General features: G+C 59.9%; 19 protein-coding genes and 1 pseudogene. 16 read left to right on the top strand and 4 right to left on the bottom strand.

The window, feature by feature from the left end:
* Positions 1-327: 327 nt before the first annotated feature.
* The 7 genes and pseudogenes from folE2 (at position 328) to Q0P52_RS19345 (ending at position 6,726) form a co-directional block, all read left to right on the top strand.
* Positions 328-1,242, top strand: coding sequence for a GTP cyclohydrolase FolE2 (gene folE2 / locus Q0P52_RS14675; RefSeq protein ID WP_293813749.1), 915 nt, complete (start codon positions 328-330; stop codon positions 1,240-1,242).
* Positions 1,239-2,216, top strand: coding sequence for a hypothetical protein (locus Q0P52_RS14670; RefSeq protein WP_293813748.1), 978 nt, complete (start codon positions 1,239-1,241; stop codon positions 2,214-2,216). The genes folE2 and Q0P52_RS14670 overlap by 4 nt, the downstream gene beginning before the upstream one ends.
* A pseudogene (gene thrS, locus Q0P52_RS14665) lies at positions 2,217-4,124 on the top strand (threonine--tRNA ligase); the annotation flags it as partial.
* 104 nt (positions 4,125-4,228) lie between these two features.
* A complete protein-coding gene (locus Q0P52_RS14660; protein WP_293813747.1) occupies positions 4,229-4,444 on the top strand; it encodes a hypothetical protein in 216 nt (71 codons plus the stop codon).
* Positions 4,434-5,840 carry a dihydroorotase gene (locus tag Q0P52_RS14655; RefSeq protein ID WP_293813746.1) on the top strand — a complete coding sequence of 469 codons (1,407 nt, stop codon included), beginning with the start codon at positions 4,434-4,436 and terminating at the stop codon, positions 5,838-5,840. Before Q0P52_RS14660 ends, Q0P52_RS14655 begins: the two co-directional genes overlap by 11 nt.
* Positions 5,837-6,343: a phosphoribosyl-AMP cyclohydrolase gene (gene hisI / locus Q0P52_RS14650; protein ID WP_293813745.1), complete on the top strand. Its 507-nt coding sequence runs from the start codon at positions 5,837-5,839 to the stop codon at positions 6,341-6,343. The genes Q0P52_RS14655 and hisI overlap by 4 nt, the downstream gene beginning before the upstream one ends.
* Positions 6,344-6,492: 149 nt before the next feature.
* A complete protein-coding gene (locus Q0P52_RS19345) occupies positions 6,493-6,726 on the top strand; it encodes an IS3 family transposase (protein ID WP_366062469.1) in 234 nt (77 codons plus the stop codon).
* A 103-nt stretch (positions 6,727-6,829) separates the two neighbouring features.
* Here the strand turns inward: Q0P52_RS19345 and Q0P52_RS14645 are convergent, their stop codons facing one another.
* Entirely contained in the window at positions 6,830-8,449 is a 1,620-nt protein-coding gene (locus Q0P52_RS14645; protein ID WP_293813744.1) for a methyl-accepting chemotaxis protein, read from the bottom strand.
* Positions 8,450-8,650: 201 nt separating this feature from the next.
* Between Q0P52_RS14645 and Q0P52_RS14640 the strand changes: the two genes are divergently transcribed.
* Complete coding sequence (locus Q0P52_RS14640; protein ID WP_293813743.1) at positions 8,651-9,664, top strand: nucleoid-associated protein; 1,014 nt, start codon at positions 8,651-8,653, stop codon at positions 9,662-9,664.
* Between the two features lie 93 nt (positions 9,665-9,757).
* On the opposite strand, the gene Q0P52_RS14635 is transcribed toward Q0P52_RS14640, so the two are convergent.
* Complete coding sequence (locus tag Q0P52_RS14635) at positions 9,758-10,954, bottom strand: amino acid aminotransferase (protein ID WP_293813742.1); 1,197 nt, start codon at positions 10,952-10,954, stop codon at positions 9,758-9,760.
* A gap of 736 nt (positions 10,955-11,690) precedes the next feature.
* Here Q0P52_RS14635 and Q0P52_RS14630 point away from each other — a divergent pair.
* The 3 genes from Q0P52_RS14630 (at position 11,691) to Q0P52_RS14620 (ending at position 13,869) form a co-directional block, all read left to right on the top strand.
* The gene (locus Q0P52_RS14630) at positions 11,691-12,110 is read left to right on the top strand and encodes a ProQ/FINO family protein (RefSeq protein ID WP_293813741.1); all 420 of its coding nucleotides are present in this window, start codon (positions 11,691-11,693) and stop codon (positions 12,108-12,110) included.
* A gap of 101 nt (positions 12,111-12,211) precedes the next feature.
* Positions 12,212-13,342 (top strand): glycerate kinase, encoded by a 1,131-nt coding sequence (locus tag Q0P52_RS14625; protein WP_293813740.1) that lies wholly within the window; start codon positions 12,212-12,214, stop codon positions 13,340-13,342.
* Complete coding sequence (locus Q0P52_RS14620; protein ID WP_293813739.1) at positions 13,339-13,869, top strand: O-acetyl-ADP-ribose deacetylase; 531 nt, start codon at positions 13,339-13,341, stop codon at positions 13,867-13,869. The genes Q0P52_RS14625 and Q0P52_RS14620 overlap by 4 nt, the downstream gene beginning before the upstream one ends.
* 132 nt (positions 13,870-14,001) lie before the next feature.
* Here the strand turns inward: Q0P52_RS14620 and Q0P52_RS14615 are convergent, their stop codons facing one another.
* A complete protein-coding gene (locus tag Q0P52_RS14615) occupies positions 14,002-14,868 on the bottom strand; it encodes an ion transporter (protein ID WP_293813738.1) in 867 nt (288 codons plus the stop codon).
* 118 nt (positions 14,869-14,986) lie between these two features.
* Here Q0P52_RS14615 and cysK point away from each other — a divergent pair, with 118 nt between their 5' ends.
* The 5 genes from cysK to Q0P52_RS14590 all read left to right on the top strand — a co-directional run bounded on the left by cysK (position 14,987) and on the right by Q0P52_RS14590 (position 18,591).
* Positions 14,987-15,922 carry a cysteine synthase A gene (cysK, locus tag Q0P52_RS14610; RefSeq protein WP_293813737.1) on the top strand — a complete coding sequence of 312 codons (936 nt, stop codon included), beginning with the start codon at positions 14,987-14,989 and terminating at the stop codon, positions 15,920-15,922.
* 211 nt (positions 15,923-16,133) lie between these two features.
* Positions 16,134-16,520 (top strand): hypothetical protein, encoded by a 387-nt coding sequence (locus tag Q0P52_RS14605; protein WP_293813736.1) that lies wholly within the window; start codon positions 16,134-16,136, stop codon positions 16,518-16,520.
* 5 nt (positions 16,521-16,525) lie between these two features.
* Positions 16,526-16,942: a YchJ family metal-binding protein gene (locus Q0P52_RS14600; protein ID WP_293813735.1), complete on the top strand. Its 417-nt coding sequence runs from the start codon at positions 16,526-16,528 to the stop codon at positions 16,940-16,942.
* Positions 16,943-17,036: 94 nt separating this feature from the next.
* A complete protein-coding gene (locus tag Q0P52_RS14595; RefSeq protein WP_293813734.1) occupies positions 17,037-18,065 on the top strand; it encodes a histone deacetylase family protein in 1,029 nt (342 codons plus the stop codon).
* A 223-nt stretch (positions 18,066-18,288) separates the two neighbouring features.
* Positions 18,289-18,591 (top strand): hypothetical protein, encoded by a 303-nt coding sequence (locus Q0P52_RS14590; RefSeq protein WP_293813733.1) that lies wholly within the window; start codon positions 18,289-18,291, stop codon positions 18,589-18,591.
* Between the two features lie 67 nt (positions 18,592-18,658).
* Here Q0P52_RS14590 and Q0P52_RS14585 read toward each other — a convergent pair whose 3' ends face one another.
* Complete coding sequence (locus tag Q0P52_RS14585; protein WP_366062478.1) at positions 18,659-19,132, bottom strand: glutathione peroxidase; 474 nt, start codon at positions 19,130-19,132, stop codon at positions 18,659-18,661.
* Positions 19,133-19,183 lie beyond the last annotated feature (51 nt).

The raw sequence follows: 19,183 nt of genomic DNA, 5'->3' as shown, positions 1-19,183 counted from the left end.
CGAGCTCCCCAAGCTGAGTCACCCAAGGCGCATTTCAATGATTTTCGCGACTGGTCAGATCTAGCAGTAACACCTGGCACCAACTGAAGTACAGAGACACGGGGAAAGGCCAAAGTCAAATGCTCTGTTGCCTCGCTAGGCGAATTTTCATCGGGTATATGCCCAAACCCATTGATAGGAAATGGCTGCAATCACATATCCAATGGATTGTCTCCTTCTTACTGTGGCTTTGCATCTCTGGCTGGACAGGCATTTTGTGCCTTAGTGCCGCGGTGTTGAATTCGGGTGGTAGCGGAGCAATTTTGCCAATCAAAATGGATTTCAAACATGAGCGCAGTACTTCCAGACATTTCACTGACTGACATTGCACCTAGGCTGAGCGCCTTGGCATGGGTTGGCATGCAGGGTATCGACCTGCCGGTCACCGTGGCCGAGGGCGGATATCGGCGCGAGCTGCATGCTAGAGTCGACGCACAGGTCGATCTGCCGGCACCGCATGTGAAGGGCATCCACATGTCCCGGCTGTACCGTCTGCTCGAAACGCTGGGAGATGATGCGGCACTGTCTCCGGCTGGGCTTTTGCGGGTATTGCAGGGCATGGTCGATAGCCACCGCGACTGTGAAACGCGCAACGCGCGGCTGCTAATTGGCTTCGATCTTCTGGTGCAACGGCCGGCACTGGTCACGCAGGGTTTGTCAGGCTGGAAATCCTACCCGGTGCAGCTGGACGCCACGCTTATCGACGGCACTTTCCGCTGTCGCTTGCGACTGACTGTAACTTATTCATCGACCTGCCCTTGCTCGGCCGCACTTTCGCGGCAGATCATCGAACAAGCGTTTATGCAGGACTTCGCTGGCCTGCGCCGCGTTGATCCAGCGCGCGTGGCTGGTTGGCTGCGCAGCAACGCCACGCTCGCGACGCCGCACAGCCAGCGCAGCGAAGCGCAAGTTGCCGTTGATTTGGCTCGAGACGCGCCAACGTTTTGTCTGCTCGAACTGGTCGACCGTATCGAGTACGCCGTGGGCACGCCGGTGCAAACGGCAGTCAAGCGTGCCGACGAACAGGCATTCGCTGCACTCAATGGCCAAAATCTGATGTTTGTCGAAGATGCGGCCCGTCATATTGAGGCGGCGCTGCGTGATTATGTTGAGCCCGTCATTTACGTGCGGCATCTGGAAAGCCTGCATCCGCATGATGCGGTGGCCTGGGCCTTGCCGGCTGCGCAAAGGGTGGGCGCATGAGCAGAGAATCGGCCGACCTTATCCCTGTCAGGCTGCAAACCGAGCAGGCCGATGCATTAGTCATGATCAGCAAATTCGGTGAGCTGGTGCTCGACCAACGCGGCGCCTACTGGTTGGGCGCACGCTTTGGCGCGCTGTTGCAAACCGCCAGAAACTTGCGTTTCCTTGGCGTCGCGCGGCTGCCACAACTTTGTGCTGCAGATGTTGCTCTATCCACTGTACCTGCAGCTGTACATGCCATAGATCGTAGAGGCGGATGCCGGCATCATCATCAGCGCCATGCTGTAGTGGTGCCTGCCACCTCTGGTGGTGGCGGTCGTCCTGGACAAGGTGTGCCTGCTGCTTGGCAGGCTTCAGCGTATTCGGCACCAGCGAGGGACTTACGTGGTGACGACAAGCACAAGCGGAGCGCCCACTTAGGATTCGTAGTAGAAACCCGCGCGAACATTTGCCACAAACTTATTTTGGCGCAGTGGCAAGAGAAGAATATGACCAGAAGAGCTTTCACCGACCAGTTGGTGGTCGAGTCACTTCAACTGTGGTGCGACAACGTCGTCCGGATTGGGAGGATCCATTCCGAAGGCGGCGATGTGGTGGCTGCTGTAACGCAGATACTCAGCGACAACTACGACTACGACAAGGGCAAGGTGCTCTTCAAGCCCACTCTGGCGTTCGGTCCGCATACCTATCGCCCGACCAAGGAGGGTGCGCTGGCGTATTTCATTGGAGGCAACCCCGACTTTCCGAACGACAAGGGTTTCAAGCTCAAGCCTTGGGTGAGAGTCTGGTTCAACAAGCTCGACTATGTACTTCATGGCGATCTCGCCATCGCGCAGTGCAATGTCTACCTCGTCAGCGATGACGATAGCCATATTTTCGTCAACAAGAGTTTTGTCTTCAAAATTTGCGATGACGGCAGAGTTAGGATCGTACTGCACCAGTCGTCATTGCCGTTCCAGCCAAAGGTGCAATAAATGGCCTCCATTGCTTCAGCTCAGAAGCTCACCATCACACTGCCCGACGGATCACAGCGCAACTTCAACGAACCGGTCACCGTAGCAGAGGTGGCTGCAGCTATCGGAGCCGAGCTGGCGAAAAACACTTTGGCCGGCAAGGTTGACGGCCAGTTGGTGGACGCCTGCGATCTGATCGACCGGGATGCGACGGTACAGATCATCACCCCGAAGGACGACGAGGGGCTGGCGACCATCCGTCACTCCTGTGCTCACCTGGTTGGCCATGCCGTCAAGCAACTATACCCGAGCGCGAAGATGGTGATCGGTTCGGTGACCGAGGAAGGTTTCTACTACGACATCGCCTGCGAGCGCCCCTTCACTCCCGATGATCTGTCCGCAATCGAGGCACGCATGCGTGAGCTGATCGCGAAAGACTACGGCGTCATCAAGCGCTTTTTACCGCGTTACGAGGTGATTCGCACGTTCAGTGCGCGTGGTGAGGACTACAAGTTGCGCCTGATACACGACATGCCCGATGAAGTGCAGATGGGCTTGTATTTCCACGAAGAGTACGTGGACATGTGCCATGGCCCGCACGTGCCCAACACGCGCTTTCTCAAGCACTTCAAACTCACCAAGCTTTCCGGCGCATATTGGCGCGGTGACGCGAAGAACGAGCAGCTGCAGCGTATCTATGGCACGGCCTGGGCAGACAAGAAGCAGCTCGACGCCTACACCAAGGGTATTGAGGAGGCCGAAAAGCGCGACCACCGCAAGCTGGGTCGCGAGCTAGATCTGTTCCACTTCCAGGAAGATGCTCCTGGTGCGGTGTTTTGGCATACGCGCGGCTGGGTGGTTTTCCAGCAGCTAATCGCCTATATGCGTCGTCGCCAGGATCAAGCCGGCTACGTGGAAGTGAATTCACCCGATGTAATGGATCGCAGCCTGTGGGAAATCTCCGGTCACTGGCAGAGCTATCGCGATCACATGTTCACCACCAAAACCGAGGATGGCCGGGCGCTGGCGATCAAACCGATGAACTGTCCCGGCAGCGTGCTGCTGTACCGACATGGCATAAAGAGTTACCGCGATCTGCCAATCCGTATGGGCGAGTTCGGCAAGGTACATCGCTACGAGCCCTCGGGGGCACTGCATGGTCTGTTGCGCGTGCGCCATTTCACACAGGATGATGCGCACATCTACTGTACACCGCAGCAGATGGACGCCGAATGCCGCGATGTGGTGGCGCTGGTGCTCGACATCTATCGCCAGTTCGGTTTCGACGACGTGCGCATCAAGCTTTCCACCCGCCCCGACAACCGTATGGGCACCGACGCCACTTGGGATCTGCTCGAAGGCGCGTTGGTCCAGGCACTGCAACGCATGAGCCTGGATTACCGGATCAGCCCCGGAGAAGGTGCGTTCTACGGTCCCAAGCTCGAATTCGTGCTGCGCGATGCTATCGGCCGCGACTGGCAATGCGGCACGCTGCAAGTGGACATGAATCTGCCCGAGCGCTTCGGCATCGATTACGTCGACGAGGACGGTCAGCGCAAGCGCCCAGTCATGCTGCATCGTGCACTGTTCGGCTCGCTGGAGCGCTTCATCGGCATTCTGATCGAGCATCACGCCGGCAAATTACCGGCTTGGCTCGCGCCGGTGCAAGTTGTGGTGCTGGCTATTAGCAAAGATCACGCCAGCTATGCGCATGACGTGGCGAAACTCTTGTGTGGTGCCGGGCTACGTGCCGAGACCGACGTGCGCAACGAAAAGATCGGCTACAAGATCCGTGAGCAAACGTTGCAGCGCGTCCCCTTCCTGCTGGTCGCCGGCGACAAGGAGCGTGATGCTGGCGCCATAGCCATCCGCAGCCGTGATGGCGAGGATCTGGGCGTACTGCCGCTGGCACAGGCGGTAGCTTACTTAAAGGGCGTCGCCAAGGCGCCTGATTTCGCAGCACGACAGGCCGTGCTGCAAGCACTGTGCGCCCGACTTGGCGTCCATTTCAACGCATTAGACAGGAATGAACCATGAATCATGCTCACATTCCTCAAACGTATGAAGAATGGCGACACTGCATCACAGTCATTTGTCGTCAGCCGCTCACCATGCCATATCTTGAGGCGCGCATCGCGGCACTGAACACCGGCAGCGATCCTATGACCGCTAGGTTCGTCGAACTGTATGGCGAAGCGCAGCGGCTAAACGCCATAACCTGGTTCAAAGAGGGTCGTCATGACTTCTGAAAACCACGCTTTCATTGCGGCTAGGCAAGCTCGCCACGCAGATCTGTTGGTGCTCGGCGGCATGGTCATCACGCCGAACGGTGCCGAGCGTATCGATGTCGCCTGCGCTGATGGTCGAATCGTCGCGCTGGGCGATCTGCGCGGAAGCTGGAGCACCAAAACCACGATAGAAGCCAGTGGCCTGCATGTGCTGCCAGGAGTGATCGACAGCCAGGTGCATTTTCGTGAACCCGGTCTCATGCACAAGGAGGATCTGGAAAGCGGCACGCGTGGCGCGGTGCTTGGTGGCGTAACCGGCGTATTCGAAATGCCCAATACCCAGCCGTTGACGTTGTGTGAAGCCGACCTGCAAGCCAAGCTTGATGCTGCACATGGGCGATCATGGTGTGATTACGCCTTCTATATCGGTGGCTCGGCGGTCAATGCCGAGCGGCTTGGTGCATTGGAAAACCTTCTAGGATGCGCAGGCATCAAAGTGTTCATGGGCAGCTCCTTCGGCGATCTGCTGGCCGACGAGGAGGATGTGTTACGCCGCATCCTGCGCCACGGCCGCCGCCGTATGGCGGTGCACGCCGAGGACGAAGCCCGGCTGCGTGAGCGTAAAAAGTTGGTCGAGGTCAGCGGTGATGTACGTGAACATCACCACTGGCGCGATGTTGAAAGCGCATTGCTTGCTACGCAGCGCATTGTTTGCCTTGCCGCCGAAGCTGGCCGACGCCTGCATGTGCTGCATGTGAGCACAGCTGAAGAAATGGGGTTTCTGGCCCAGCACAAGCACCGCGTTACCGTCGAGACCACGCCGCACCACCTGAGTATGCATGCGCCCGACTGCTACGAGCGTCTCGGCAGCTTGGCGCAGATGAACCCGCCATTGCGTGAAAAGCATCATCAGGATGCGCTGTGGCACGCGATCCGCGATGGTGTGGTCGACGTAATAGGCAGCGACCACGCACCGCACACCCTGGAAGAAAAAGCCAAGCCGTATCCACAATCGCCAAGCGGTATGACTGGCGTGCAGACACTGGTGCCCTTGATGCTTGATCACGTGAATGCCGGCCGGCTCAGCCTGCAGCGCCTGGTTGATCTGACTAGCACAGGCCCGGCACGTATTTTCGGCATCGAAGGCAAGGGGCGCATAGTGCCCGGTTTCGATGCCGACCTCACCTTGGTCGATATGGCTGCCCAGCGTACGATCAGCAATGACTGGATCGCCAGCCGCAGTGGCTGGACGCCGTATGACGGTGTTCGCATTACCGGCTGGCCCATCCACACCGTGATCCGTGGTCAGGTAGTGGTGCGAGACGAGCAGCTACAAGGCGTGCCGCAAGGTCAGGCCATCCGTTTTCTGGAAACCAGCGCTGATATTGCATCGGCCAAGCAAGGAGCCCTCCCATGACCAATCCAAATCCTGAATTACAAGCCCGAAATTCGATCCGCTTCGAGACCCGCACCTCGATCGAACAGGTCGAGGAGAGCCAAGATCTGGCACCAAAATTTGATAAGGATGGCCTGATTGCTTGCGTGACCACCGACGCAGTTAGTGGTGAGGTTTTGATGTTGGGCTATATGAACGGTGAAGCGCTGAAAAAGACCATTGCTAGCGGCGAAGCACATTACTGGAGCCGTAGCCGCAAGATGCTGTGGTACAAGGGTGCCACCAGCGGGTTGGTGCAACGCGTCGTTGAAATGCGCATTGACGACGACCAGGACGCAGTGTGGCTGCGTGTAGTACTGGCCACCGGCCCGAAGGCTGCACCAGCCAGCTGCCACGTCGGATATCGCAGCTGCTTCTACCGAACCGTGGAGCTGAAAACAGGCAGGATTGGCTATGCTGAAACTGAAAAGACCTTTGATCCCAAGCTGGTCTACGGTGACGCGCCTAATCCCACGATTTTGTAACGCGAGTGCAATGTGCCTGAATTGGAGGCGCGTGTTCATCGGCTGGAGCAAGAAAAGTCCATCTTAAAAAAAGCTACCGCTCTCTTGATGTCAGACGAAATCAATCGTCCGCGCTGGTAGACCAGTTAAGTGAGCAATTCTCTGTTGTGATGGCCTGCAATGCGCTGAGTATCAGCCACTCGGCGTATTACGCTGCACGAAAGCAGCAACGGGATATCGATCCTGAGCAATTGGCCCTTCGTGCCAAGGTTCGCCACCTGTTTGGCCAAAGTCGCGGCGCAGCCGGTAGCCGGACATTGGTTGCCATGCTCGCACATGAAGGCATTGCGGTTGGTCGTTACAAGGTTCGTCGCTTGATGAAAGCGGCTACGTTGACGAGTTAAGCAGCTTGCGGCGTCCGAGTCTGATCAGAACGCGAGAGAGAGGGCCGTAATGTGAAGGCCGCCCTTGGGGCGGCCTTGGCAAGCTTTACGGCCAACTTATTGTTTACACTTTGTAGAGGGATACCGTTTGCAGGATGGCGCGCGCTTGCTGATGCAGATCGCGCGCCGCGGTGGCTGAGCTGCTGGCGGCGCTGGAATTCTCTTCCGCCATCTGGGCTATCTGTTCTACCCGCTGGGCAATGGTATTGCTGGTGCTGGTCTGTTCGGAGATGCTGCCGGAAATGTCCTGCACCAGTTCCATGGCTTGGCGGGTATTGCTCTGAATGCGGCCGATGGCATCGTTGGCTTCGGATGCACTGTCGGCTTCCAGATTGGCCTTGCTGACCACGTCTTCCATGCTGGTGACCGCTTCGCGGGTGCCGGCTTGCATCTTGCTGACAATGCTGGAGATTTCTCCGGTGGATTTGGCCGTTCTTTCGGCCAACTTGCGAACCTCATCGGCCACGACGGCAAAGCCTCGCCCCATTTCTCCTGCGCGTGCGGCTTCAATGGCGGCGTTCAGCGCCAGCAGATTGGTCTGGTCGGCGATGTCCTTGATGATGCCCATGACGGTGGCGATGGTGTGGCTGTCGGTTTGCAGTTGCGTGATGTGACCGGCGGCGTCGCGGATGGAGTCGGAGACCGAGCGAATACCGTCCACGGTGGCAAGAATCACCAGCCCGCCCTGAGTGGCGGTTTGCCCGGCTTCGCTGGTCTGGCCCGCGGCTTCGCGGGCGCGGTCGGAGACATGGTTGATGCTGACGGTCATTTCTTCCACGGCGGCGGCCATGGCGCCGGCAGCTTCGCTCTGTACTTCACTGCTGCGGGCGATTTGGCTGGTGTTGGCAGCCATGCTTTCAATGGCTTGATCCACGCTTTCCACGCTGCTGCGGATGCTCTGGAAGCTGGATTGCAGTTGTTGCACCAAGCTATTGAAGGCTTCGGCGGTTTCACCTATCTCGTCGCGTCTCGTAGTGGGCGCGCGTAGGCGGAAGTCCAATGTGTCCCGCACTTGCAGCACCACGGTGCGTATGGTGTTCAAGCTGCCGCGAATATGACGGAATAGCGTCAGCCCCATCAAGGCGCAGGCCACAAGGCAGGCTCCCATCAATGAGACGGAGTACAGCATAGCTTGGCTATAGGCGGTTTCGTTGTCGCGCGACAGGCCTTCGGCCAGGTCGTAGTTGAACTTGCCGTGCTCCTGCAGTTTCTTGTTGAGCGAGGAGGTGAGGCTGCGCATCTGACCTTGCTGGATAGCGGCTTGAGCTTCGCTGGTCTTGTGCGCGTTGGACAACTGCAGAATGGCGTTGCGCGACACACGGTAGCTGGCCAGCAAGGCGCGATCCTGATCCAGCAATTTTTTGTCGTCGTCGCTGGAGATCAGATCCTTCTCGTAGTGGGAGAGCGCGTCGTCCATTTTCTTGTCGGCGGCATCGATGGCTTTCTGGTCAGCGGCTTTCTGATTGTCGGTTTCGTCCAGAATATGCCGGTAAGTTCCTGTGCGGGATTGGGTCAAGCCATCCTGCGCGTCATCCAGCGTGGCGATACTGGGGAAGGTATTGAGCTTGAGATAGGTAAATCTTTCCTTGGCCTGTTTTTGCTCCCACAGGCCGAAGCTGCCGACGGCAACAAGGGCAAGCAGGGCGATGGTCAGGGTCAGGATGAGCCGTTGCGAGATGTTCATGAAATTCCTCATTCTGGCGGGCTGTCATTGATGGCTTCGTGTGTGTCGTCTGTGTCGACGCTCTTCCCTGAAGCATAGGAAATCGGCGAGAAGAAAAAAGTAAGATGTCATGTATTGGCATAGATGTCCGGGGCTTTGCTTGTCATCGACGGGGAGGCGGTGAATAATTCGCGCTTCCTTTTCGTTTTCGCAGCCACATTCATGACTATCCAGATCGCCGAATCCCGTGTTGAACGCCTGGTGGTGCATCGCGTGGGCAACGCCACGCGCGGCGAACCGCTGCAGTTGTCCGAACGCACTACCGAGGTAGACGATGAAGTGTCGTCGCTGATTCTGTCCGGCTATTTGCGCGGTGTGGTGTCCGATAAAAAGAAGCACCAGTTTTTTCATGAGACAGATCTCAATTTGAACGAGGTCTATCACTTCAGCCGCCAGTTTTTCCGTGGCGAGATCGACTTCCTTGCCCTGTCCCAGCGCTTGGCCCGTCATTTGCATGCGCGTTCGCAGCATCCCAATATCAGCGCGGGCGATCTGTTCGTGATCCAGTTTGCGGGCTTGTCGGACGGCGAGCGCGAGTTGCGCGCGCTGGGGGTGTTCAAGTCGGAAGTGCGCGACGATTTTCTGTCCATTATCGAGTCAGGCGAGGTGTTCGACATCCGCCACGCTTCTGGCATCAACCCCAAGCTGATCGACAAGGGGGCGTTGATTCTGGAAAACGGCCCGCTGGTGTATGCGGTGGATAGGGGCGGGCAGCAGGCCAAGTTTTGGCTGGACGATTTCCTCAAGGCCATGCGCGTGCCGGACGCCAGCACGACCACCCGCATGGTGGCCAGCGTGGTGGAGCAGTTGTCCGAAGAGATTGTCGATCCGATGGAGCAGGCGCGTTTCAAGGATGAGTTCCTGGCAGCCTGTCAAAACGAAGAAGAGATGTCGGCCGGGCAGGTAGGGGCTATTGCCGAGAAATTCGTTCCCAAGGAGCAGGTAAACCAGGCGTTTGACGCGGCGGCGGAATCCTACGGCTTTGGCGTGGACGAAGAAGCGCGTCTGCCGGCGCAGAACATGGCCAAGCGGCTGGAGAAATCCTTGTCCCGCTATGGCGTGGGTCACGGCATCAGCGTACTGCTGCCGGCTGGCATCACCCTGAAGAATATACAGTCGGTGAATGATGGCGAAGGCGGGCTGACATTGACGCTCAATCTCAACAAGCGGGATTGATCTTGCTTTTGTGCGGCGTCAAGCCGCGTGAGTCAGCAAAAAGCCCGGAAACTTTCCGGGCTTTTTTGCAAGCAATTCCCTTTGATAAGAGGGTTAGTCCTGCAGCACGGTGGCCATGGCTTCCGCTACGTAGCCGACATTGCGGCTATTGAGACCGGCTACACACATGCGGCCGGAACGCACCAGATACACGGCAAACTCCTCGCGCAAGCGATCCACTTGCGCCGGGCTGAGGCCGGTATAGCTGAACATGCCTTGTTGTTTGACGAAGTAGCTGAAGTCGCGACCCGGAATGCGGGCACTCAATACGTCAAACAGGCTGTGACGCATGGCCTTGATGCGCTCGCGCATGGCGGCCACCTCACCCTGCCATTCGGCAAACAGCGCCGGGTCGTTCATCACGGCGGCGGTAATCTGGCCGCCGTGGGTCGGTGGGCTGGAATAGTTGCGGCGCACGGTGGCCTTCATCTGACCCAGCACGCGATCCGCCTCCGCCTTATCCGCACAGACGATGGACAGGCCGCCACAGCGCTCGCCATAGAAGGACAGGTTCTTGGAGAAGGAATTGCTGACAAAGAAACTGACGCCGGCATCGGCCATGGCGCGGATGGCGTAGGCGTCTTCGTCCAGGCCTTCGCCAAAACCCTGATAGGCGATATCCATGAACGGAATCAGCTTGCCTTCCACCACAGTCTTGACCACCTGGTCCCACTGGGCGCGGCTCAGATCCACCCCGGTAGGGTTGTGGCAGCAGGGATGCAGCAACACGATGCTCTGGGCCGGCAGCTGGCGCAGGGTGGACAGCATGGCATCAAATTGCACGCCGCCGGTAGCCGCGTCGTAATAGGGGTAGTCGTGCACCACGATGCCCGCGCCTTCAAAGATGGCGCGGTGATTGTCCCAGGACGGGTTGCTGATCCAGGCCTCGCTGGCCGGGAAGTAGCGCTTGAGGAAGTCCGCGCCCACTTTCAGCGCGCCGGATCCGCCAATGGTCTGAATGGTGGCGATGCGCTGGGCGGCCACGGCGGGATGTTCAGCGCCGAACAGCAGCTTCTGCACGGCGCTGCGGTAGTTGGCGGCGCCCTCCATCGGCAGGTAGGGGCGTGGCAACGGCGACGCGGCGCGGGCGGCCTCGGCTTTTTGCACCGAGGACAGCAGCGGGATGCGGCCCGCTTCGTCGTAATACAGGCCAATGCCCAGATTCACCTTTTCGGCGCGACTGTCGGCGTGAAAGGTTTCCACCAGAGTGAGGATGGGGTCGCCGGGGTAGGCGTCGACGTGTTCGAACATGGTGCGGCAATTCCTTTGTAGCGAGTGGTGACGGCAGACGCGGCGAGGCGTCCTGCCCGACGGTTTCTCCTGGCGCCGGGCACAAGTCCCACATCTTCGCGCAAAGCCTTGCGCTGGGGCAATACGCGAAATTGCCTTTGGCATTTCCGGAAAGCAGGGGGGCTATTTGGTTTTTGGGAGGGTGACTCGGGCGACAAGTGCTGGCATAATCCGCCACTCGGTGCGCCCATGGCGAAATTGGTAGACGCAAGGGACTTAAACAATTTGAGCACCAGCGTGCGAAAGCCGCTGTGTGAATGGCGTCAAATTCAGCGAACCCCCTGCCTGACGGCGAGGCAACGCTGAGCGAAGCCCCGGTTCTTCGGGGAACGTGCAGAGACTTGACGGCGCCGGCCTAAGGCACTAGCTACGGTCAAGACAAAGTCCAGACCACGAACGCCCGCAAGGGCGGCGGCGAAAGCCGAAGTGGTAAGAAAATCCCTCGACTTCGGTCATGCCGGTTCGACCCCGGCTGGGCGCACCAACCGACTGCCTGTCTCAATGTTCGCACGGCATGTCGTTTTCCAGCGCTTGCAGGCCTCCTTTGGCTGGCAAGGCCGGCGAAGCTGCATTAAGATACGCTGCGTCGGCAAGCGCCGGCGCGAGGAACAGGGCAGGCGGCGATGCAGACCGCCATTAATGTTGGGGCAGTCGGACTGCCCAAGCTTGATGCGTTACAGGATCTAGACAGAAGTTCATGAAGCCAAATACCGAAACGGCACTGGGTGCTGCACTCAAATCCGCCGTACAAAGTCTGTCCAAGAAAAAGCAGACCGAGATGATCGCGGAGCATGTTTACAGCAAGTTCGAAGTGTTTCGCCAGTTCCGCCCGCTTGCGCTGGGCATCCACGAGAGCCTGATCGCTTCCTTGCCGCAATTCGAGCCGGTGCTGATTTCCCGCGTGGTGGCCAACCACTGTCGCAAGCCGCGCTACGTCAAATCGCTGGCTCGCGGCGGCAAGCGCTTTGATCTGGCCGGCAAGCCGGCCGGCGAAGTCACCGCCGAAGAGAAAAAAGCCGCTCAGTTGATGTCCGCGCCCAAGCCGGCAGCAGAGGCCGCGCCGGTGGTAGAGGCCCCGGTGTCGGACGCGCCGGCCGCCGAGAAGGCGCCGGAATAAACCAGCAGACCGCGCACCTGCGCCTCGCTTAGACAAAACCCTCCGTTGCTCCGCGCCGGAGGGTTTTTTACATTCACTGTCCATTGTTTTGAGGTGACGCCATGCGCTGGCTGCTCGCTCCCGATTCCTACAAAGGCTCCTTGTCCGCCGCCGAGGTGGCGCAGGCCATGCGTCGCGGTTTGCTGCGTGCTGACCCCGCGGCGGAATGCGTACTGAAACCCATGGCGGACGGCGGGGAGGGGACGCTGGATGCCTTGCATGCTGCCAGCGGCGGCGAGTGGCTGTCATTGCCGTCGCTGGATGCGGTGGGGAGGGCACAGGAAGTGGCGTGCCTGCGTTTGCCGAACGGCATGGTGGTGGTGGAGGTGGCACGCATTGTCGGCTTGCCTCAGGCTGGAGAAACTGCGGTGCTGCAGCGGCATAGCGGCGGAGTCGGCAGTGTATTGCGTCAGCTGCGCGAGTCCGGCGTGCGCCGTATTGCAGTGGCGCTGGGCGGTTCCAGCACTAATGACGGCGGCGCAGGTTGTCTGGCGGCTTTGGGCGCAGAGTGGCGCGACGCGACGGGGGGCGTCCTGGATGGCAGTCCGGCGCAGATGGCCGCTTGTGTCACCCTGTTGGCCGAAGGCCTGCGTGAAGCATGGCGCGATGTTGAGCTGGAAATCTGGTCGGATGTGGATAACCCGCTGACCGGCTCGCGTGGCGCTACGGCTGTGTTTGGCGCGCAAAAAGGTGTCAGCGCTGACGTCGCCCAAGCATTGGATGCCGGCATTGAGGCCTGGGCTGGGGAACTGGACGCCTTGCATGGCGAGGCGGTTCGTCTGCGGCCGGGCAGCGGTGCGGCCGGCGGTTTGGGCTATGCCTTGCAATGGCTGGGCGGCTGCATGCGTTCCGGCGCGGAGGCGGTGGCCGAGCATACCGGTCTGGCGGCGGCCCTGACGCAGGCTGACTGGGCGCTGAGCGGCGAAGGGCGCAGCGACAGCCAGACCCTGTCCGGCAAGGCGCCTGCCTGCGTGGCGGCGCTGGCCGCCACCGCTGGCGTGCCGGTCAGTCTGATCTCGGGTGCCGTGGAGGCGGATGCCGAGGGGCGGTTGGCGCAACGCTTTCAGGGCATGTTTTCACTGTGCAACCGGCCGATGACGCTGGCTATGGCCCTGGATGAAGCGGCGGAGCGGGTGGCGGAGTGCGCAGAGCAGCTGGCTCGCGCGATACTGGCGGCAAGGAGAGGCGGATGACGCAGTTGGCCGTGATTCAAGGCGATATCACCACGCTGGCGGTAGACGCCATTGTCAATGCCGCCAACAGTAGCTTGCTGGGCGGCGGTGGGGTGGATGGCGCGATACATCGCGCAGCCGGTCCTGCCTTGCTGGTCGAGTGTCGCGCCTTGAACGGCTGCCAGCCGGGGGAGGCCAAGCTGACCGGCGGCCATGATTTGCCGGCGCGTCATGTCATTCATACAGTGGGCCCCATCTGGCAGGGCGGTCAGCACGATGAGGCGGCCACCTTGCGCCGTTGTTACGCGGCGAGCCTAGATCTGGCGTTGGCACAAGGGATGAGCAGCATCGCTTTTCCCGCCATCAGCTGCGGCGTATACGGTTATCCGCTGGAAGAGGCATGCTGGCTCTCGGTGGAGGCGGTGCATCACTGGATGTACCAGCATCCGGACGCCTGCGTGCGGGATATCTGGCTGGTGGCCTTTGACGAGCGCGTTGCCGCCGCGTGGGCGGCTTGCGGAGTCAAACGGCTGCCGTTTCCTGCCTAAGACCCAGCTGCTCAGTCCCGGCGCCGCTAACCACGCCTCGCAGAGGCGTCTGAGCCAAGACGCGCCGACGCAGGCGGTGCCCGGAGTACGGCAAGAAGGCGCAACGCAGAATCTGGGGTGTGTGAGCGGGTTTCAGCTCACCACATCCTTGGCCGGGCGCGGCAACTTGCCGCCGCAATGTTTGCAATACAGCGCATCCCAGTCATGTCCTTCGGTGAAACAGTGCGGGCAGAGGCGGGTGCCGGATTCGTGGTCCGGGTGTTTGAGGCTGTTGCGGGCGATTTCCGCTGTGACAATGCCAGTAGGTACGGCGATGATGGCGTAGCCAGTGATCATCACCACGCTGGCCAGCGCCTGCCCGAGCGGCGTCTTGGGTGTGATATCGCCAAAGCCCACCGTGGTGAGGGTGACAATGGCCCAGTAAATGCTGGTGGGAATGCTGGTGAAGCCGTGTTCATCGCCCTCAATAACATACATCAGCGTGCCAAGGATGATCACCAGCATCATCACGGAGGCGAGAAACACCGTGATTTTGCGCCGGCTGGCCAGCATGGCGCGGCGCAGCTCCCTTGCTTCGCCCATATAGCGCGTCATCTTCAGGATGCGGAAAATCCGCAGCAAGCGTAGCACTCGTATGTCCGCCAGAAAGCGGCTTTCCGGCACAAACAAGGCCAGGTACAGTGGCAGGATAGCCAGTAAATCCACCACGCCGAAAAAGCTGCGTGCGTAGCGCAGCGGTTTGTGCACGCATAGTAGACGCAAGGTGTATTCGATGGTGAAAAAGACCGTGAACAGCCAGTCCAATGCTTTGAGTTCCACACCCCATCGAGCGCGGATGCTGGCGACGCTTTCCAGCGTCACCGTCAGCAAGGACAAAATGATGGTGACGATCACGGCGAGGTCGAACAACCGCCCGGTGCGGGTGTCCGCTTCAAAAATGATGATGTACAACTTGCGGCGCCAGCCCTGCAGCGGCACCAGATCTTCCTGTGTTGGCATATCGTGCGAAATTTTATGGTTAATTGGTTATAAGAAAACACTATTAGCCAGCAGGGGCCGGTCATATATTATAAGCGCTATCTAACTTCACTCTTTTGTAGCCCGGGAGAATAAGACTATGGCCATCGCCCAGAGCATTACCGACCTGATCGGCAACACACCGCTGGTAAAACTCAATCGCGTCACCGCCGGCAGCGTGGCTACCGTGGCGGCCAAGCTGGAGTTCTTCAATCCGGCGCACAGCGTGAAAGACCGTATCGCTCTGGCCATGATCGACGCTGCCGAAAAAGCCGGCAAGATCGGGCCGGGCACCACCATCGTCGAGCCCACCTCGGGCAACACCGGCATCGGCTTGGCCATGGTCTGCGCCGCGCGCGGCTACAAGCTGGTGATCACCATGCCGGAAACCATGAGCCGCGAGCGCCGCCAGTTGCTCCGCGCTTACGGTGCCGAACTCATTCTCACGCCGGGCCCGGACGGCATGGGCGGCGCCATCGCCAAGGCGCGCGAGCTGGTGGAAGCCAATCCAGACACCTGGTTCCTGCCGCAGCAGTTTGAAAACCCGGCCAACCCGGAAGTGCACCGCAACACCACGGCCGAAGAAATCTGGCGCGATACCGACGGACAGGTAGACATTCTCGTGGCCGGTGTCGGCACCGGCGGCACCATCACTGGCGTGGGCGAAGTGCTGAAAGCGCGCAAGCCCGGCGTGCAGGTGGTGGCGGTAGAACCGGACGCCTCGCCGGTACTGTCCGGCGGCCCCAAAGGCCCGCACCCCATTCAGGGTATCGGCGCCGGCTTCGTGCCGCCCATCCTCAACACCGGCATCTACGACGAAATCATCCGCGTCAAGAATGACGACGCTTTCGATACCGCTCGCAAGGTAGCGACGCAAGAGGGCGTGCTGGTGGGTATTTCCTCCGGTGCGGCGGTATGGGCTGCCTTGCAACTGGCGCAACGTCCGGAAAACGCCGGCAAGCTGATTGTGGTGGTGATTCCTTCTTTCGGCGAACGTTACCTGTCTACGCCCTTGTTTGAGCATCTGGCCGGCTAAGCTCGCCAGCGGCTTTTCAAACCGGCCCGCGCCTTGGCGTTGGCCGGTTTTTTCATGCCCGGCGAAACATGCGCGCAGGCGGAGGGTCCAAAACCGGCCATAATCCGTTACACTCACCGCCATGACTCTCGCCCCGTTTTCCCGCCTAGCGTCATCCCTGACTCTTGTGTTGCTTGCCGGTTGCAGTTTATTGCAACAGCCGGCGGCTCCGGTGCGTTCCAGCGCGCCGTCTTCCGCGCCGGCGCAAGCACCGCGGCAGGATTCCCGCGCAGATGCGCTGGTGCGCGAAGCCACCCGCCTGGCAGGCAAGGTAAAGGCGGGCGAGCTGTCACGCACCGCGGCGGCGGACCAGCTCAACCTCACCCGTCTGAAGTTGGTCGGCCCCAATCTGGTGGACGACAATACCTTCGCCATGTATCGCTACCTGGCGGTGGAACGCGACGCCGGCAGGCTGACCCAGGAAGAGTCGCAAGCGCGCATGGAAATGCGCCTGCGTGAATGGATGCGCCGCTGGCCCCGCATGAACCCCCGTCCGCCCGAGCCCGTCTTCACCGATTTTCTGCTGAAAGTCTACGGACTGCCGGCACTAGACCACTGATCACCATGAGCAAGAGCAAGAAAAAGAATCAGACCGAGGGCTGTCCCTGCGGTCTTTCCGCCGCCTATGAATCCTGCTGCGGCGAGTATATCGAGGGCAAGGCCTTGCCCGCCACCGCTGAGAAATTGATGCGCTCCCGCTATACCGGCTATGTGTTGGTGAAGGAGCCGTATCTGCTGTCCTGCTGGCATGAAAGCACCCGGCCAGAGTCGCTGGATCTGGCGGCGGATTCGCCGGTGAAATGGATCGGCTTGGAAATTCGCGCCGCCTCAGGCGGCAAGAAGGCCGACAGCGAAGGCACCGTCGAATACGTAGCGCGCTACAAGGTGGCCGGCAAGGCTTATCGCCTGCATGAGATCAGCCGCTTTGTGAAACAGGACGACCGCTGGTTCTACGTGGACGGCGACGTGCTGGAAGAATGACACCCTTGAGCCGGGACAAGCCGCCACAAGTGCGGCATTGACCCGGCTGCCCCTCTGCGGGAGCATGGTGGCTTCCTTTTTCCGGGAGGTTTCCATGCTCACCTTCTACAGCGATGCCCATCGCTTGCAGCACGGCAAGGCCGAGCTGATCGACGGTACCCTCAAGCCCTGTTTCGAAAACCCTTCCCGTGCGGACATGGTGTTGGCCGAAGCGCAGCGGCGATTCCCCAATAGCGTGCGACAACCCGCCGAACATGGTCTGGACCCCATCTTGCGGGTGCATGACGCGGGCTATGTGAGGTTTTTGGAAACGGCCTGGGCCCGTTGGAGCGCCATGGGCCGCGATTACGATGCACTGCCAAAAATGTGGCAGATCCGTCGTCTGCGCGAAGCCATTCCTGAACACGTGGAAGGCCAGCTCTGCTATTACTCGATGGACTGCGGCACGCCCTTGACCGCCGGCACCTGGCCTGCCATCCGCGCTGCGGCAGATGTGTCGCTTAGCGCCGCCGACCGGCTGGTGGCTGGCGACCGCGCGGCGTTCGCGCTGTGCCGCCCTCCCGGCCATCATGCCGCCTTCGATTACTGCGGCGGTTACTGTTTTTTCAACAACGCTGCCATCGCCGCCCAACACCTGCGGGACAAGGGCGCCTCGCGCGTGGCGGTGCTGGATGTGGATTACCACCACGGCAACGGGACGCAGGACATTTTCTATCGTCGCAAGGATGTGCTGTTTCTGTCGGTGCATGGCGATCCGCGCACCGAATACCCTTTCTTCCTTGGGTTTGCCGATGAGAAGGGAGAGGGCGAGGGGCTGGGTTACAACTTCAACTTCCCGCTGGCGGCGGGGACACCGGCGGATACTTGGTTTGCTGCCCTGGATACCGCGCTGGCGGAGGTGGACCGCTATGCGCCGGAAGCGCTGGTGGTATCGCTGGGAGTGGACACTTTCGAGGGCGATCCCATCTCCCGTTTCCGCTTGCGCTCGGAAGATTTTCTGCGTATTGGCGAGCGTATCGGCAAGCTACATATTCCCACGGTGTTCTGCCTGGAGGGCGGATACGCCGTGGAGCCGATCGGCGTCAACGCCGTGAATGTGTTGCAAGGGTTCGAGAGCGCCTGATGCCTCCTGTTCACTCGAAGACCGGCGCCGCAACGCCGGTTTTTTTCGTCTGGCTTTTGCCGCCGACTGATCTATGGTTTGGTGATGTCGCGGGTGATCGTTGAGTGTTTGATATGAAAATACTGTTTCAGATCAAGCGCATGTCGATTGCAATTAGGTGACGGCCACCTGAGGCGGCTAGGCTGAAAACGAGGGATGAGAGGAAAGGAGGCGCGCCATGGGCATGGCGTTGAAACATCTGCTCCATGAGCTGGAGGAGTGCCGCAGCACGGGTGGCGAGGCCGGTGTGGTGCTGGCTTTGCAACAGGTAAGAACCATCGAAGTACCGCTGGACTTGGTGTCTTGTCGCGAGTTGCGGGTGTTGGCGCATGTATTCAGTGGCGATCAGCCGGCGCTGGCGGCGTTGGTATTGAAAGCCGCCTTGCTGGACATGCAGGAGCATCTGGATGACGACCTCGACAGCTTGGCGGACATCGCGCGCAAGTTGATGGAAGACCCCTGCCAGAAAGCCAGTGAAGTCATTTGAGCGCAGCGGTGCGCGCGGGGCAGCAAGGGCCGGCTTGTCCGGCTCTTCTTCATGATGTTTGCGGCGTTCATGCCGGCACGGCCAACAACTCGGCGATGTGGTCTTCCAGCGATGCGGGCTTGCGATAGGGCGCGGCGCGTTTCACCACGTTTCCCTGCCGGTTCAGCAGAAACTTGGTGAAATTCCACTTGATGCGGCGGGAACCCAAAAGACCCGGCTTCTCGCGTTTGAGCCAATCCCACAGCGGGTGGGCCGTGTCGCCGTTCACCAATACCTTTTCCATCATCGGAAAACTCACCCCGTAGTTCAGTTCGCAGAAACTGGAGATGTCTTCTTGCTGACCAGGTTCCTGTTTGCCGAACTGATTGCAGGGAAAGCCCAGAATCACCAGACCTTGATCCTGATAGCGGCGATGCAGCTTTTCCAGTTCGGCGTACTGCGGGGTAAAGCCGCAACGGCTGGCGGTGTTGACCACCAGCACCACTTTGCCGCGCAGGCTGGCCAAATCGTAAGGCTTGCCGGTGAGCGAGCGGCAGGGCATCAGATAGAAGGGCGAAGTCATCAGACGCGCTCCGGTAAAGGAAGCGGGCAT

This window comes from uncultured Aquitalea sp. (genome assembly GCF_945957525.1).
In the GTDB taxonomy this organism is placed as follows: Bacteria; Pseudomonadota; Gammaproteobacteria; order Burkholderiales; family Chromobacteriaceae; genus Aquitalea.
This window is presented reverse-complemented; position numbering and strand designations above follow the sequence as displayed.

Coding starts and splice junctions, on each gene's coding strand:
- folE2 (WP_293813749.1), top strand. CDS start 328: ATGAGCGCAGTACTTCCAGACATTTCACTGACTGACATTGCACCTAGG.
- Q0P52_RS14670 (WP_293813748.1), top strand. CDS start 1,239: ATGAGCAGAGAATCGGCCGACCTTATCCCTGTCAGGCTGCAAACCGAG.
- Q0P52_RS14660 (WP_293813747.1), top strand. CDS start 4,229: ATGAATCATGCTCACATTCCTCAAACGTATGAAGAATGGCGACACTGC.
- Q0P52_RS14655 (WP_293813746.1), top strand. CDS start 4,434: ATGACTTCTGAAAACCACGCTTTCATTGCGGCTAGGCAAGCTCGCCAC.
- hisI (WP_293813745.1), top strand. CDS start 5,837: ATGACCAATCCAAATCCTGAATTACAAGCCCGAAATTCGATCCGCTTC.
- Q0P52_RS19345 (WP_366062469.1), top strand. CDS start 6,493: ATGGCCTGCAATGCGCTGAGTATCAGCCACTCGGCGTATTACGCTGCA.
- Q0P52_RS14645 (WP_293813744.1), bottom strand. CDS start 8,449: ATGAACATCTCGCAACGGCTCATCCTGACCCTGACCATCGCCCTGCTT.
- Q0P52_RS14640 (WP_293813743.1), top strand. CDS start 8,651: ATGACTATCCAGATCGCCGAATCCCGTGTTGAACGCCTGGTGGTGCAT.
- Q0P52_RS14635 (WP_293813742.1), bottom strand. CDS start 10,954: ATGTTCGAACACGTCGACGCCTACCCCGGCGACCCCATCCTCACTCTG.
- Q0P52_RS14630 (WP_293813741.1), top strand. CDS start 11,691: ATGAAGCCAAATACCGAAACGGCACTGGGTGCTGCACTCAAATCCGCC.
- Q0P52_RS14625 (WP_293813740.1), top strand. CDS start 12,212: ATGCGCTGGCTGCTCGCTCCCGATTCCTACAAAGGCTCCTTGTCCGCC.
- Q0P52_RS14620 (WP_293813739.1), top strand. CDS start 13,339: ATGACGCAGTTGGCCGTGATTCAAGGCGATATCACCACGCTGGCGGTA.
- Q0P52_RS14615 (WP_293813738.1), bottom strand. CDS start 14,868: ATGCCAACACAGGAAGATCTGGTGCCGCTGCAGGGCTGGCGCCGCAAG.
- cysK (WP_293813737.1), top strand. CDS start 14,987: ATGGCCATCGCCCAGAGCATTACCGACCTGATCGGCAACACACCGCTG.
- Q0P52_RS14600 (WP_293813735.1), top strand. CDS start 16,526: ATGAGCAAGAGCAAGAAAAAGAATCAGACCGAGGGCTGTCCCTGCGGT.
- Q0P52_RS14595 (WP_293813734.1), top strand. CDS start 17,037: ATGCTCACCTTCTACAGCGATGCCCATCGCTTGCAGCACGGCAAGGCC.
- Q0P52_RS14590 (WP_293813733.1), top strand. CDS start 18,289: ATGGCGTTGAAACATCTGCTCCATGAGCTGGAGGAGTGCCGCAGCACG.
- Q0P52_RS14585 (WP_366062478.1), bottom strand. CDS start 19,132: ATGCCCTGCCGCTCGCTCACCGGCAAGCCTTACGATTTGGCCAGCCTG.